We start from the raw sequence: 14,477 nt of genomic DNA, 5'->3' as shown, positions 1-14,477 counted from the left end.
CCCCCTATAAAAAATGGATTTCTAAAACGTCCTGGTTTAATCGGGCTCTTTTTAACGGAGCGAAGGGTTCTCTGTCGCGATTCCGTCCTAATCGGGACTCCTTTCCCTGACCCAAGCCCCTTTCTGTCCCGATTCCAGCAAAATCGCGACTCCTTTCCCCAATCCCAGCCCCATCCTGTCCCGATTCCAGCAAAATCGCGACTCCTTTTCCCTGATCCAAGCCTCTTCCTGTCCCGATTCCACCACAATCGCGACTCCTTTCCCTGAACCAAGCCTCTTCCTGTCCCGATTCCACCAAAATCGCGACTCCTTTTCCCTGATCCAAGCCTCTTCCTGTCCCGATTCCACCACAATCGCGACTCCTTTCCCTGAACCAAGCCTCTTCCTGTCCCGATTCCATCAAAATTGCGACTCCTTTCCATGATCCAAGCCCTTTCCTGTCCCAATTCCACCACAATCGCGACTCCTTTCCCCAATCCCAGCCCCTTCCTGTCCCAATTCCATCAAAATTGCGACTCCTTTCCCCAATCCCAGCCCCTTCCTGTCCCGATTCCAGCAAAATCGCGACTCCTTTTCCCTGATCCAAGCCGCTTCCTGTCCCGATTCCACCACAATCGCGACTCCTTTCCCTGAACCAAGCCTCTTCCTGTCCCGATTCCACAAGAATCGCGACTCCTTTCCCCAATCCAAGCCCCTTCCTGTCCCAATTCCAGCAAAATCGCGACTCCTTTCCCCTATCCTAGCCGCTTCCTGTCCCGATTCTAACAAAATCGCGACTCCTTTCCCTGTTCCAAGCCCTTTCCTGTCCTGATTCCAACCAAATCGCGACTCCTTTCCCCAAGCCAAGCCTCTTCCTGTCCCAATTCCACAAAAATCGCGACTCCTTTCCCCAATCCCAGCCCCTTCCTGTCCCGATTCCAGCAAAATTGCGACTCCTTTTCCCAATCCAAGCCCCTTCCTGTCCCAATTCCACCAAAATCGTGACTCCTTTCCCCAATCCCAGCCCTTCCTGTCCCGATTCCACCAAAATCGCGACTCCTTTCCCCCAACCAAGCCTCTTCCTGTCCCGATTCCACCACAATCGCGACTCCTTTCCCCCAACCAAGCCTCTTCCTGTCCCGATTCCACCAAAATCGCGACTCCTTTCCCTGATCCAAGCCTCTTCCTGTCCCAATTCCACAAAAATCGCGACTCCTTTCCCCCAACCAAGCCTCTTCCTGTCCCGATTCCACCAAAATCGCGACTCCTTTCCCTGACCCAAGCCCCTTTCTGTCCCGATTCCATCAAAATCGCGACTCCTTCCCCCAATCCAAGCCCTTTCCTGTCCCGATTCCACCACAATCGCGACTCCTTTCCCTGATCCAAGCCTCTTCCTGTCCCGATTCCACCAAAATCGCGACTCCTTTCCCCAATCCCAGCCCCTTCCTGTCCCGATTCCACAAAAATCGCGACAAACTCACTCACAAGGAATCCAGCCTTACCCCCGCCATCCAAACAGCCCCCCACCCAAAACCGACTAACCTATCTTTTTATTCATTATTCCGAAATTGATCACCTTACTCAAGAAAATGATTGATCGATATTAGAAGTTCTCCTATTTTTCATTAAGACCACTATGCAGGAATATCCCCGCATATAGTAGAAAAGATATAGTAACCAGCCATTTCAATAGGAACCAAGGTCATATCCAAAGGGGGCTTGTTTTATAGTGAAAAAGGCATGTATGATGATGGTTCTATTGCTGCTTTTAAGCGGCTGCCGTATAGAGATGGATCTAAACGGGGTTTCTTCGCCACGCCCAATTGCCCAAGCTGATGGGCAGCCCAGCACTCCCAATGACACGATTAAGAAAGAACCTGTGAGTGTGTTTCTGAATGGGGATGTTGTATATAGAGAAAAGCAAATCACCCTGAAGCTGGAAACAGCCTTGCCAAAGGGAACGATTTTGAACATCATATTAAGGGAGTATCCAAAGGGCGCTTCCCTAAGAGGGATTGCGGACGAAAGTGTCCAGCCTGTGGAGACCCCGGTTTATGAAGGGACCGTCGAAGCCAGGTCCAAAAATATCGTTCTGCCGGTAAAGCGGGATGAAGACCAGATTTATAACTTGTCCGTTGAATTCAGGCCGGAAATACAGTCTGAAGAGCTGAAAGAAATTTACGGTGAACGAGGGGAAAAGATTGTCATCGCCAGGAATCTTAACCGCTATGAATATGAAGGCAGGACCATGATCGGGGCCGAAGCATCCAGTTATATCGGATTTCCACCTGGCTCCGGTTGGCTTGAGTAGCCATGGTCAATAACAAAAGCGAAAGCGACTTGATCAGCCCCGACAGCCATAAGACGATCCGGCGGGAAGGCTGGTCTTTAACCTTCTTGACGGCTTGGCTTATGCCCCCGAGGTGCTGGCCGCTGGAGCTGGATGCAGACCTATCCCTCAATATCCACACCCCAACCGTTTTATAACTTGCTAAACAATAAAAAAGCTGAAGATCGCATGGGAACTTCAGCTTTTGACTTTACCATTCAAGATTTTCGATGCATCTTCACTCTTTGGTCCGCCAGATACCCCGCTGCCAGAAAAAAGAAGGCAAGCAAAAGGCCAGTAAAGCCGTTGGTGAAACCGATTCGTTCTATCGCAAATCCGAATAACGGAAAGCTGATCATGATGACGAAACTTTCCAGCAGCCCGATAAGCGAAAGGAAAGTAGACCTGATATTGCTTTTTAAAAATTGCTGCACGAACGAGCTGAAGATTGGTTCAAACAGGCTCAGCAGCTGCGCAAGGAAAAGAAACGACAACAGGATGGCCCAGTCACTGGCAAAGATGAAAAGCACAAAGAATAGAAGAAACATGCCGAACCCATAGTATAAAATATTGAAAAACTTGAATCGCCTTTCCACCCTGTATGCCATCTTGGCCATCGCCACTCCCAGGAGCCCCTCAATTGTAAAAACAGCCCCGACCACCACGGGGGAATATCCCAATTGAATGAAGTATTCCTGCCCGTAGAACACAATGATCACCATGACGGCACTCGCTAAAATAAAGAGTGCGACAGGCTGGTGAATGACAGAATTCTTTCTCCAGACATTGATCCCCAACTTGAATTGGTGAACCCATTGGTGATACCAGCGTCCCGAAATTTCTTCCGGCTCTTCGCGGTCTGGTTCCTTCATAAATAAGAGCGGAACAATCGCAAGGACATGGGTGAAAATAGTTGAACCGTACACCCACTCCCAGCTGATATCGGCCATGAAGCCGCCGAGGAATTTGGCAAGGCTCAACGATAATAAGCTGAGAGCGGTCATACTTCCAATGACCCTCGTATACTCTTTTTCACGATTTTGACTTTTCAATGTGTCATAAGCAAATGCCTGCTCGGCCCCGGAGTGGAATGTGACCAGGAGCCCCATGGATAAAAAGGCAAGAGTGAACATTGAAAATGTGCCGCTGATCAGCATAAACAATCCGTAAAGAAGACTGAAAACATTCCCGATTATCAGGCTGACCTTCCTTCCATATAAATCAGCCACCATTCCGGTCGGAACCTCGAAAAGAACGATTGCTAAATGAAGAAACGCTTCTAAAATTCCGATTTCTCCGAATGTTAACCCCTTGTCGCCAAGGTAGATGACCCACAACGCCCGGTCAAAAAATAACTGAGCAAAAAATAGATAAAAATAAAGCAAGTATATATTATTTTGTTTTATAGCCATAAAATACGCCCTCTCTTAAACATAAAAGTAAAAAACCACAGGGAGATCCCCTGTGGTCGTGACTATCTTTAGGAAATCCATGAATCGTTCAGATTAAATCCTCAGCTGAAAATGGACAGACTTGTCCCGTTGGCAGCTGAAAATCCAAAAATAGACATCATGAAGACAAGATATTTTTTCTCTTCTTTGATATCTAAAGTGAACGATTGCATGATATTCCCTCCTTTATGTCTAAGATACTTCCATTATATAACTCTTTCGAACACCAGACAACCTGGCGGACAGGTCTGCAGCCCTCCAAAAAAATCAGGACGAGGCAGCCCCGTCCCGATTAGAATCTTATCCCCAAATTTCTCTGGAAACATCCACAATATACTTCAGCTTCTCCCATTGTTCTTCTTCGGTTAGAATATTTCCGTGATGCGTGGAGGCAAAACCGCACTGCGGGCTGATACACAATTGTTCCAGAGGCACAAATTGTGTTGCCTCTTCAATACGTGCCTTGATGTTTTCCTTGTCTTCCAACGTACCATGCTTTGACGTGAACACACCAAGCACAACCCTCGGCCCTCCGTCTGGTATGTAATCCAACGGCTTGAAGTCACCAGAACGGTCATCATCATATTCCAGGAAAAATCCGTTTACTTTCTCTTTGGCAAATAACACAGGCGCAATTTTGGCATAGCTGCCTTCGAAGGCCCATTTCGACCGGTAGTTGCCTCTGCAGAGATGAGTCGTCACAATCAGGTCATCCGGCTTATCCTCCAATACACTGTTCACCACGTGCAAGGCTAAATCAATCAGTTCCTCCCGTGAGTAGCCGCTGTCGTTGAACGGTATCTCCGGCGCGTTCAGCCCGGCAATATAGACATCATCAAATTGCAGATAACGGCAGCCTGCATCATAAAAAGCTTTTACAGCCTCACGATAGGTCTGGATTACATCCTCCGCATACTCCTGCACATCCGGATAGATCTCCAAATCACGGATGCCGGCATTGAACAACTGATTGGGACTTGGAATCGTCTGTTTGGCAACCGCCCTGTCTCCGACGATGTCTTTGAATTCAACAAAGTCCTTCACATGCGGGTGATCCGGGTTAAACGAAACCTTCCCTGTAACACGCACATCGTATCTTTCGGTTTCCTCACCTTTAAAATGGAACCCGTGCTCTGGAACGTATCCCTCCACACCATTTAAATGCTCAAGGAAATCGGTGTGCCAAAACCTGCGGCGGAACTCCCCGTCGGTTACGGCCTGGAGCCCGACTTCAATCTGTTTGTCTACAATTCGTTTAATTTCTTCTGTCTCGATGCTGTGCAATTCTTCTGAAGATAGGCTTCCTTCCTGAAATTCCTTCCTCGCCCGATGAATCCTCTCCGGCCTTAATAAACTCCCTACATGATCCGCTCTGAATGGTGCAGCAACCAATGTCTTTGTCATCTGAATCCCTTCCTTTTCTGCAAAATGTAAAAACCCCTCTTCTCGGCATAAGAAGAGGGGTTGATTAAACAAATGTAAATGACCGTCTCTTCTTATCTTCTAGCATTACGCTACTGGAATTGGCACAGTACTATAAATAGTCCGCTGCCGAGGTATCAAAGGGCCAGTCCCTCCACCTCTCTGGATAAGAAAATGAAACACTATTAAGTTATTAAATACACTATAAACGGCAAACGGTCCGATGTCAACTTATTTTTATAATTTTCTTGCAATTACTGGTCAGGACAGGCCATTCCCTTTGCCACCCCCGTTTTCAGGGTACAGTTCACATCCAAGACAGCGATACAAGGAAACCCTGCACAGTTTCCAGAGGATCAGGATCTCTGTCCAGGAAAAGAATCAGGAACAGCAGACTAGTTCCGCCCGGCTGCTTCCTGCTTTTCTTTTAAAATAATCACGCCGATCAAGCCAAACATGGAGAAAATCACCGGGGTAAAGAAACCGTAGTAGTATCCAACACCGATAGTCCCCGATGTGGACTGAACCCATTCCAATATGAATCCGAAAACGCCCGGCAGCAAAACCGCACTGAGAAAACCGCCGGTATTCGCAAACCCGGAAACGATACCAGATTCCGTGACAGGGAACGATTTACGAACAGCGGCAAACGTCAATGAATTGGCGCCGAATCCGAATCCTATGAGAAAAATCAGGACGATCAGCAAAAAAAACGGCGGATGTCCTTTAAATAAAAGAAAGGCAGCCCAACACGTTAGAACCATGATATGAAAAACAACATAAGGCCGTTTGATTTTTCCTAAACTGCTTGAAACCCATCCTATCAGAGGGGCGCCAACCAATGCGCCAATTAGACTGATCATAATGAGTTGGCTTGCTTGTATACGCGTCATCCCATACATATCCATTGTATATGGAACTGCCCATGACCCAATAAACCCTATATATCCCCCTACAATCCCAAAATGACACAAGAATAAGGCCCATGCCTGGCGGTTCAGGAATATTCTTCGCAGTACGACTGCTATTTTTTCATGTTGTACGTTACTTTTCACAAATAAAGATTGCTTTGGTTTTTTTACAAGTATCAAATACAGAAAGAAACTGCACAGACACAAAAGAATCCCCGCTGTTAGAAATGCTTCCCTCCATCCAAGCGAGACGATGACTGCAGAGAAAGGAACGGTTGCCAGTAAGAAACCAAGACTTCCTGTCATCCCGGCAAAACCAATCAATCGTGGAAATTCCTCCTTGCCAAACCATAAACTAAGGATTAACACCATACTTACCCAGATCGTGGCATCCCCTATTCCCGTGAGGATCCGTGCAAAAAACAGGATGAATGCATGTGTGCCGAGGCTATAAAGGATTGTCCCTATACCCGTAAGTGCCGCACCGAAAATAAGAAAAACATTGGGTCCATAACGATCAACCAAAATCCCCATTGGAATCTGTAAACCGGTGTATACAAAAAACTGAATACTTGCCACCAATCCTATGGTGGACGCCGTCACACTGAAGTCAGCCATCAATTTGTCTGTGATCAAGCCCGGAGCCGTCCGCTGGCTCGATATGATCAAATAAGTGAACAATACGGAAGCAAATATGATCCATCTGAATTTATTGTTGTTTTTGCTCAATGAGATCTACTCCTGTTTGCTTTTACTCCTATATATATGGGTTACGCCAAAAAGTAGGAACAAAAGATCAAAATGAACAAGGGAACGATCTCTTTGGCCGAAGAGTGAAAACGGCATAAAAAAAAGCAATGCGCAGATCTTTAGGACGGCGCATTACTTTTGATTTTCACTATTTTACTTTCTAATTCAATGAGAGTTGTTTCCCTTTTTCACCAAGTAACATTCCTGCTGTCACGATGGCGCAAACTGCTAGTACCACGAGAATTATAAAGACTGTGTGTAAGCTGGTCTCTAACACATAGCCTCTTAACTGGTCGCTCAGCCACAGGCCTGAAACGGCAATCCCGATGGACTGGCCCAAGTTCCGCATTAAATTGAATGTGCCCATGGCCGCTCCCCGGACTTTCCATTCAACGGCTGATTGGACCGCTACAGTGAAGGCTGTCAGCGATAAGCCGAAACCAAATCCAATGATTGCCGTGACAACCATCATCCACGGCACAGTCGTATGTTCATTAAATAGTACTAATCCTAAGCATCCCGCTGTAATGACCGTAATCCCCATTATCGTAATTCTTCCAATGGAGGTTTTGGCTAACAGTTTCCCTGACAGGACCGCAGCGAACGGCCAGGTAATGGACATCGGCAGCATTGTCACACCAGACAGGGTGGCATTTAAATTCGTGACCCCCTGGACCCATAATGGGATATAGAACGTGACGGTAACCAGAATGAAGCCAAGCAGAAAACCTGCAATAGTCGAGATCGTGATAAAGCGATTCTTGAATAATGAAAGGGGCAGCATGGGCTCTTCCGCCTTCGATTCAATCCAGATAAATAGACAGATTCCAACGACCGCCAGAATCATTAAAGATAGAATTCCAGTCGTCACTTGCTTTTGTTCCTTTAATAAGGTTAAGGAATACAGGAAGGCCGTTATGCTGACAGCAAAAGTGAAAATCCCGCCATAGTCGATTTTGTGTTTTTTCTTTTCTACATTCTCCTTTAACGACGTCCATAACAGGAAGAGCGAAATGATTCCGAATGGAAGATTCATATAGAAGATCCAATGCCATGAAATGGTATCCACAATGAACCCGCCTGCAAGCGGACCTGCTATCCCCGCTATCCCCCAGACACTGCTCATCCATCCTTGCATTTTGGCACGCAGTTCAAATGTAAAAACGTCACCAATGATGGTAAAAGGAAGTGTCGTCAACGCCCCTGCTCCAATTCCCTGAATCAAGCGGAACAGGACCAGCTGTTCCATCGATTGTGATAACCCGGAGAGCATCGATCCTGCTAGAAAAATACTGACCCCTATAGTAAACATGATCTTTCTACCAAATAAATCGGCCAGTTTCCCAAAGACAGGCGTACTAATGACAATGGCCAGAAGATAGACGGAGATGACCCAGGTATAAAGCTCACTCCCTCCCAGATCTTCTACAATCTTCGGCATCGCTGTGCTGACAATCGTTCCTTCTATCGCAGTTAGAAACGTTGCAATTAATAAAGCAAAAACAACTGATTTTTGTTTGGTTTCACTATTCATTTTGTATTATCCCTTTCTTCTATGTAAATTCCGGCCAAAACCAAACGAAGATGCGGAGATCAGGATATCTGGTGTGCACTTTCTTCGCCTCTATTTAAAAAAGTACATGAAAATCCTTCATCTATCTTACCACTTTAATGCTCAAAAGACAGATGAAGTAACTTGCGTATTCCAACGATTGATGAAGCAGGGCTGCTCATACAGGCTTCTTTTCTCCTTAAGCTCCTATCCTTCCAACGAAAAAAGACATCCTTTCCGGGGCTAAAACATAAAATAGCATAGCTTCTAGAGGAGGAACCTGCCACCGTCCCCCCCCCCTTTTTTAGCAGTGCATTCGTGACTAGTATGGTTATGGAACACGTTCTTCAAAATGATTTCCGCTCCAGGCGTGCGGCGAGCCCGCCTATCGATCCAATCATACAGGTGGTAAAAAAGACTAAAAACCACAATAAGGAGGATTCTTTTGTGTTCCATTAAAGCCCACGTTAGTTTAAGTGCAATTATTCACAAACTTTTGGTTTTGACCATTTTTAACCCATTAAAATTAAAGCTGAATTTAATCACCTAACATATTTATAAATGTATATAGAAACCTCGAAAAATAAACGGAGGTGTAAGCTTGTCCATATCTCCGAAGTCGTTATTTTCTACTCACCTAACCAGTAGCACCCCAGGCGGTGCTGTTGGTTTGGCTTTTAAATTCCCATCTGGAAACTTATCCATTAAAGTATCACTAATTGGGGTGATACTATTATTCGTCCAAGCCAATTCCTTGTACTTACCATAAAGTATAGAACGATAACCGTGAAGTAAAGCAAACCTAGTGCAAAGTAAGTGAAAATGGCCGTTATAGGTTTATCTCACTTAATAAAAAATAGAAAGGAACTAGATAAATGATGAGAGATCTCGAGAAAGGAATATTACCTAAACTTAGAAAAGGAAACAGCTATCACCCAAAAGAATTGGTGGTTGCTCCTGAAAGTTGTGATTTTTTCCCGTTCAAGTGTGATTGTCCTCCTGGACCTCAAGGAGAACAGGGACCTTCTGGACCTCAAGGAGAGCAAGGACCTTCTGGACCTCAAGGAGAACAAGGACCTCCTGGACCAGAAACCAGTATTTGTGATTGTTGTGTTTCTCCTCTTCAAAATGTTCTACAACAACTAATCGGAGAAATGGTTATCCTCCCAACTATTGCAGACCCACCAAATGAACCCCCCCTTCTATTTTTAGTTACCATCAATGATGTAAATGATTTTTTGGTTACTGTTACAAACGAAATAACATCCACAACTTCTGTAGTCAGCATCGCAGACTTACTTGGGGTCGCCTTTTTACCCGGACCTGACATTGAATTGGAACCTCCTGTCGATTTCCCAGGCGAATGTGCCTGTCGCGAACGACCACTTAGACAATTATTTGATACTCTTATCGGCTCAACAGTAGATATTAGGCTCAGTCAAGGTTCAGTGGCTGCCAATTATAATGTGGACAGAACAGGTCTTGGAATTGTAATTGGTGAACTACCTATTGATGAAGAAACCATAATCACTGCAGCTATATCGTTATGTAAAATTACACAGGTAAATCCCTAGTCTGCTGCAATGTGCAACGGTCATTTATAGTTTTCTAAGAAAATGAAATATGATTTGAACATATGGTTCAGAACCCGTTCATAAAAGTACAACTTTTATGAACGGGTTCTGATACACATAGGGTAGCCGTTGCCTTTTGAATCCCATAAAATATTAGATGCAGCAAAATCCCCGTGATAAGACAGTTTTGAGAGGCCTCTGACTTTTATTTTTCATTCATATATGGGAATAGCTTATCTCTAAAAATGTCGTATAACTCAACTATGGATTGATGTATATCTTCAACACTCTGTTTTTTTATATCTAAGTTGGAGATAGGTTGAAAATGTAGTTCAGATAGAAATTCAATAATTGAAAGGAAAGATATTTTATTTGTTCTTCATTATTTATTTCTTTCACGTTTGTGATCAACATATTCAAGGTACTCCCTTGTGGCAGGATCATTTTCTATTGCTGCTTTTAGTTCTTCACTTGTGAAACTTTCGCCAAGTAAAACTTTGATGCTTCTAAAAGCATTCCTGGTTTTGGCTTATGACCATTACAATCATCTCCTGAACTATGAGGACAAATAAAGGCATCATCAAATTTATACGATTGAAATTCCTTGTGAAAATCTTCGAGAGTAGCTTCACCTCTACTTATTCTATGTTGATTAGTACAGGCAAAAGTTTTTATGTTATTATCCTTTAAAAATTGTATGGCAGCTCTACAAAATGCATATGGGGAGAAATCTTGCGGGTGATTAAAGGGTCCATTACCAGCAATAGTTCCATCACGGTCAACAAAAACTGCTTCAATTTTGATTGGTTTGGTATTCCCGTTTTTATTTTATCTCTCCAATTAACCTTACTTGAATAAAGTAGGAGCGGATGCTTGTTCAGAAACTCCCCGTTTTAAAAATAAGGTTAATCATTTATTAAGTGGTTTAGTTCAACACGAGCCCCTTAACTATTTATAGAGATTTAATGCAGATTAAGCCCTTATCTACGGAAGTCTCTATATACCCAATAATTTGTTCCATTGTGAACACTCTTAGTGGCTGTTCCAGTTCGCCGCTACCATAATCCATATCCCCTATTACATAAGGGACAAATTCTTTTATATCGTTGGATTTTACCTCTTCCGTGTCAATGATTGTCCCGCATTTACTTAATGATTCTCTTAATCGTTGTGTGAAACCATAGTAATTTAATAGTTTCCCATTGAGTAATCGAAAATCATTATGGTATCGATTGTATATATTTTCGTCTGCCTCCATTCGGTTCTTTAACCAAGGTAAATAAAAGCCTTTCAACCAAATGTCATCAGCGATTAAGTGAGTATAGTATCCCTGTATAAAGTGGGAATCTTTATTAAAATTATATTTATATATGAATTCCGTGTAATCAATATATCGGGAATAGTCATTAACTTCACCTTTGTAAAAATGTGATAAGTCTTTAGGTGAAACTGCATCAGCTGCGATGGCCCCTAAAAGAAATGATGTTTTATCTTTGATTGATAGGTCGTCTGCTATTCTATTTGCTATAACCAAGTGCATTATTCTCGAACCCAATTTAATTTCCCCCTTTTCCCTTTCCTTTTAGGTTCAATAAAGATTGTAAAAGCTCCTTCATTTCTATCCAATCCTCTTCCAGTAACCAGCTCCATTCACGGAACATCCTCCAACCACTAATTAATCGGCAAGGTTCTGATAACTGAATTTCTATCCAGACCATTCTCATGGAGACATACAGCTACCATTTCCGTTGATCCGGCGTTACAACAAAAAAGAATAGCAGACACCCATTTCACCATTTGGCCTGCTATTCTTTATATGATTTGATGTGTTAAAGAAGGATTACATTTTAGTTGTGAATTGCTTCTGTTTCCTTAACAACAAACAGGTACGTTTTGGATGTCTCTAAAAAGCCTGTCATTGAGTGTTCAAAAAATCAGCTGGATCTCCTGCCAGCCGCAGTTTGGTTTAAGGCCAGTACCGTTTTTCTGGGAATCCAACGATTGAAAGGAGTAAGAGCCTATTTCGGCTTCACTCTTGAAACGGTTAATCCATCTCCGATAGGAAGAAGGATCGATTCCAGTTGAGGATGTTTGGATACTGCTTCATTAAACTTCTTCATGGCTTCGGTAGAGTGTCTTGCTTCAATGGCTGGATCTGCTACGCTCCCGCGTGAGAGCACGTTATCCGCAACGATCAAGGCACCCGGTTCAGCCAATTCAACACAGAATTTCAGGTAATTCTCATAATTTCCTTTGTCCGCATCAATGAAGAAGAAGTCGAATTGACGATCTTCGCCTGCCAGTTTCTGAAGGCTCTCCAAGGCAGGTCCAACCAAATAGGATGCTTGATCACCATAGCCTGCCTTTTCTAGGTTGCTGTGGGCAAGCTGTGCATATTTGTCCTCCAATTCAAGAGAAGTCAGCTTCCCTTCACTGCCGAAACCTCTTGCCAGGCAAATTCCGCTGAATCCGCCAAGCGCCCCGATTTCCAGGACATTCCTGGCTCCGGAAATGGATACAAGCATGGTAAGGAGTTTTCCCGATGAAGAAGATACTGATATCGAAGGCATCCCATTTTCTTTGATAGAGGAGAGCACCTCTTCCAAAAGCTCATCCTGATAACCAAATAGTGAATCAATATAGCGATTGATTTGTTTCATGATTTATCATCCTTTCTTTTGATCGAACAGGGACAGGCGGCCTGTCCTGTTTCTCTTATGCTTCGACCAAGTGCACCTTAGCCGTAATCATTTGAACTTTTTCTTCAATCGGCGTCCTTGGTCTTGCTTCCGGTACCTTCTCCGGATATCCGGAATGAATCAGCCCGACGATTTTTTCCCCCGGCTTGACGCCAACCTGTTCCCTGAAGAATGGCGAGTGGATGAACGGGCTTGTTTTCCAGATGGTCCCGATGCCCTTTTCCCAGGCAGCCAATTGAAGATTCTGGATAAAAGCACAAACCGCAGCATAGTCTTCTTCCCATTCTTTCTGGCGTGGATCTTCATTCATGACGACCAGCAGGGATACCGGGGCGTTCATGATGTTTGCCCTGATCATTTCCGGCGTTTTCTTTTTGCCGCCCGGGTTATTGATGATCGCTTCTGCCAGCTGCTCACGGCCGTCTTCCATGAATAGAATAAATCTCCAAGGTTCCCTGAGCCCATGGTTTGGAGCCCATGCGGCTGTGTTCAATAGTTCAAACAAAACTTCTGTTGGGATGGCCTCGCTGTTAAACCGTTTGATCGACCGGCGCCCTTTGATTGCTCCACTGATACTCATATTGGTCATGGTTAGTAGTCTCCTTTTTACATTAAAAAAACAAATACCCATCGGGAAATGGGCATTTGTCCTAAGTATAATTTACTGCTCAAGCCCTGCTTTTACTTCATCCACTTGCTGCGCAACGGAAGTCAAGCCGCCTCCGGATAGATACCAAACAGTCGGATCTAAATAGATAAGCTTCCCTTCTTTAGCAGCATTTGTTTTGTTCACAAGCTCATTGTTGAATATTTCGCTTGCTTTTGCGTCTTCACCAATAGCCTGGTCACGGTCGATGATGAATAGGTAGTCAGGATTTTTCTCAGCGATATATTCAAATGTTACATTCATGCCGTGTGTAGAAGCATCAATATTCTCATCCGCCTGCTTGACACCGAAAACATCATGAATGATGCCGAATCTTGAACCTGCACCATAAGCACTCAATTTACCGCCTGTTGTTAACGTCAGCAATCCTTTTTTGTCATCTGCTTTTGTCATTTCCTGCAATTCTGCCACTTTTTCATTAATCTTGGCAAGCTCTTCTGCAGCTGCTTCTTCCTTGCCGAAGATTTCACCTAAAAGTTCTACGTTGTGAGAGAACGACTCCATGTAATTCGCTTCATCTACCCCGATGAATACAGTTGGGGCAATCTTGTTCAACTCTTCATAGGCAGCAGACTGTCTTCCGGAGATAAGGATCAATTCCGGTTCCATGCCGTAGATGGTTTCAAAGTCAGGCTCTTTCAAGCTCCCTACATTTTCGTATTTATCATCTTCATATTTTGAGAGATAATTAGGCAATGCGCTTCCTTTCGCGACACCAGCTGCTTCAACGCCAAGCTTATCCAATGTATCCAATGCACCAAAGTCGAACACAACGACATTCTTAGGGTTTTTCGGAACGACTGCTTCACCAAGTTCATGCTTCACTGTGATGTCAGCAGGCTCTTCTGCCTTTTCCTCAGTATCCGTTGATGATGTCGCAGACTCCGTTGCTGTTTCTACTCTTTCTGTATCCGTTGATGCTCCCTCATTTGTACCGCAAGCTGCAAGAACAACCATTAGCATGGCTGCCATCAATAGACCTACAAGACCTTTCTTCATGTATACCACTCCTTAAGATTTTTTTGATTTATGTTTAAATTATTCTAAATGGCCAGTTCCGTAAAATTGTTGATTTCAGATAAGATTTCCGCTGTTTACAGAAGTAGGATTAAATCGTGTAGAATCAACAATCTCTCAGAATAC

At 44.0% G+C, this 14,477-nt stretch carries 12 protein-coding genes and 1 riboswitch; of the genes, 2 read left to right on the top strand and 10 right to left on the bottom strand.

All coding sequences use genetic code 11. The features are described from left to right. Positions 1-4 precede the first annotated feature (4 nt). Both AC4E8A_RS02500 and AC4E8A_RS02495 read right to left on the bottom strand, forming a co-directional pair. The gene (locus tag AC4E8A_RS02500; RefSeq protein WP_490196609.1) at positions 5-400 is read right to left on the bottom strand and encodes a hypothetical protein; all 396 of its coding nucleotides are present in this window, start codon (positions 398-400) and stop codon (positions 5-7) included. Beyond that, positions 400-1,494 (bottom strand): hypothetical protein, encoded by a 1,095-nt coding sequence (locus AC4E8A_RS02495; protein ID WP_490196608.1) that lies wholly within the window; start codon positions 1,492-1,494, stop codon positions 400-402. The genes AC4E8A_RS02500 and AC4E8A_RS02495 overlap by 1 nt, the downstream gene beginning before the upstream one ends. A gap of 214 nt (positions 1,495-1,708) precedes the next feature. On the opposite strand from AC4E8A_RS02495, the gene AC4E8A_RS02490 reads away from it, so the two are divergent. Further along, positions 1,709-2,290: a hypothetical protein gene (locus tag AC4E8A_RS02490; RefSeq protein ID WP_490196607.1), complete on the top strand. Its 582-nt coding sequence runs from the start codon at positions 1,709-1,711 to the stop codon at positions 2,288-2,290. Between the two features lie 236 nt (positions 2,291-2,526). On the opposite strand, the gene AC4E8A_RS02485 is transcribed toward AC4E8A_RS02490, so the two are convergent. The 4 genes from AC4E8A_RS02485 to AC4E8A_RS02470 all read right to left on the bottom strand — a co-directional run bounded on the left by AC4E8A_RS02485 (position 2,527) and on the right by AC4E8A_RS02470 (position 8,376). Next, complete coding sequence (locus AC4E8A_RS02485; protein ID WP_490196606.1) at positions 2,527-3,720, bottom strand: MFS transporter; 1,194 nt, start codon at positions 3,718-3,720, stop codon at positions 2,527-2,529. A 339-nt stretch (positions 3,721-4,059) separates the two neighbouring features. Continuing rightward, on the bottom strand, positions 4,060-5,163 hold the full coding sequence (locus AC4E8A_RS02480; RefSeq protein ID WP_490196605.1) for a 5-methyltetrahydropteroyltriglutamate--homocysteine S-methyltransferase: 1,104 nt from the start codon (positions 5,161-5,163) through the stop codon (positions 4,060-4,062). A gap of 89 nt (positions 5,164-5,252) precedes the next feature. Beyond that, positions 5,253-5,354, bottom strand: a riboswitch (SAM riboswitch). 222 nt (positions 5,355-5,576) lie between these two features. Then, on the bottom strand, positions 5,577-6,821 hold the full coding sequence (locus AC4E8A_RS02475) for an MFS transporter (protein WP_490196604.1): 1,245 nt from the start codon (positions 6,819-6,821) through the stop codon (positions 5,577-5,579). Between the two features lie 181 nt (positions 6,822-7,002). Next, positions 7,003-8,376: an MDR family MFS transporter gene (locus AC4E8A_RS02470; RefSeq protein WP_490196603.1), complete on the bottom strand. Its 1,374-nt coding sequence runs from the start codon at positions 8,374-8,376 to the stop codon at positions 7,003-7,005. A gap of 893 nt (positions 8,377-9,269) precedes the next feature. Here AC4E8A_RS02470 and AC4E8A_RS02465 point away from each other — a divergent pair. Beyond that, entirely contained in the window at positions 9,270-9,968 is a 699-nt protein-coding gene (locus tag AC4E8A_RS02465) for a hypothetical protein (protein WP_490196602.1), read from the top strand. Positions 9,969-10,920: 952 nt separating this feature from the next. Here AC4E8A_RS02465 and AC4E8A_RS02460 read toward each other — a convergent pair. The 4 genes from AC4E8A_RS02460 to AC4E8A_RS02445 form a co-directional block, all read right to left on the bottom strand. Next, positions 10,921-11,523 carry a zinc dependent phospholipase C family protein gene (locus AC4E8A_RS02460; protein WP_490196601.1) on the bottom strand — a complete coding sequence of 201 codons (603 nt, stop codon included), beginning with the start codon at positions 11,521-11,523 and terminating at the stop codon, positions 10,921-10,923. A gap of 463 nt (positions 11,524-11,986) precedes the next feature. Further along, positions 11,987-12,628, bottom strand: a complete 642-nt coding sequence (locus tag AC4E8A_RS02455) for an O-methyltransferase (protein WP_490196600.1) — start codon at positions 12,626-12,628, stop codon at positions 11,987-11,989. Positions 12,629-12,683: 55 nt separating this feature from the next. Next, positions 12,684-13,256, bottom strand: coding sequence for a nitroreductase family protein (locus AC4E8A_RS02450; RefSeq protein WP_490196599.1), 573 nt, complete (start codon positions 13,254-13,256; stop codon positions 12,684-12,686). 72 nt (positions 13,257-13,328) lie between these two features. Further along, complete coding sequence (locus AC4E8A_RS02445) at positions 13,329-14,333, bottom strand: siderophore ABC transporter substrate-binding protein (RefSeq protein WP_490196598.1); 1,005 nt, start codon at positions 14,331-14,333, stop codon at positions 13,329-13,331. Between the last annotated feature and the right edge of the window lie 144 nt (positions 14,334-14,477).

It is taken from the genome of Bacillus sp. SRL337 (genome assembly GCF_984799155.1).
The sequence above is the reverse complement of the archived record's forward strand: the minus strand, read 5'-3'. Positions and strand labels throughout refer to the sequence as shown.

Bases quoted from the DNA above. Each gene is read 5' to 3' on its own strand.
- AC4E8A_RS02500 (WP_490196609.1), bottom strand. From the start codon at position 400: ATGGAATCGGGACAGGAAGAGGCTTGGTTCAGGGAAAGGAGTCGCGAT.
- AC4E8A_RS02485 (WP_490196606.1), bottom strand. From the start codon at position 3,720: ATGGCTATAAAACAAAATAATATATACTTGCTTTATTTTTATCTATTT.
- AC4E8A_RS02480 (WP_490196605.1), bottom strand. From the start codon at position 5,163: ATGACAAAGACATTGGTTGCTGCACCATTCAGAGCGGATCATGTAGGG.
- AC4E8A_RS02470 (WP_490196603.1), bottom strand. From the start codon at position 8,376: ATGAATAGTGAAACCAAACAAAAATCAGTTGTTTTTGCTTTATTAATT.
- AC4E8A_RS02465 (WP_490196602.1), top strand. From the start codon at position 9,270: ATGATGAGAGATCTCGAGAAAGGAATATTACCTAAACTTAGAAAAGGA.
- AC4E8A_RS02455 (WP_490196600.1), bottom strand. From the start codon at position 12,628: ATGAAACAAATCAATCGCTATATTGATTCACTATTTGGTTATCAGGAT.
- AC4E8A_RS02450 (WP_490196599.1), bottom strand. From the start codon at position 13,256: ATGACCAATATGAGTATCAGTGGAGCAATCAAAGGGCGCCGGTCGATC.
- AC4E8A_RS02445 (WP_490196598.1), bottom strand. From the start codon at position 14,333: ATGAAGAAAGGTCTTGTAGGTCTATTGATGGCAGCCATGCTAATGGTT.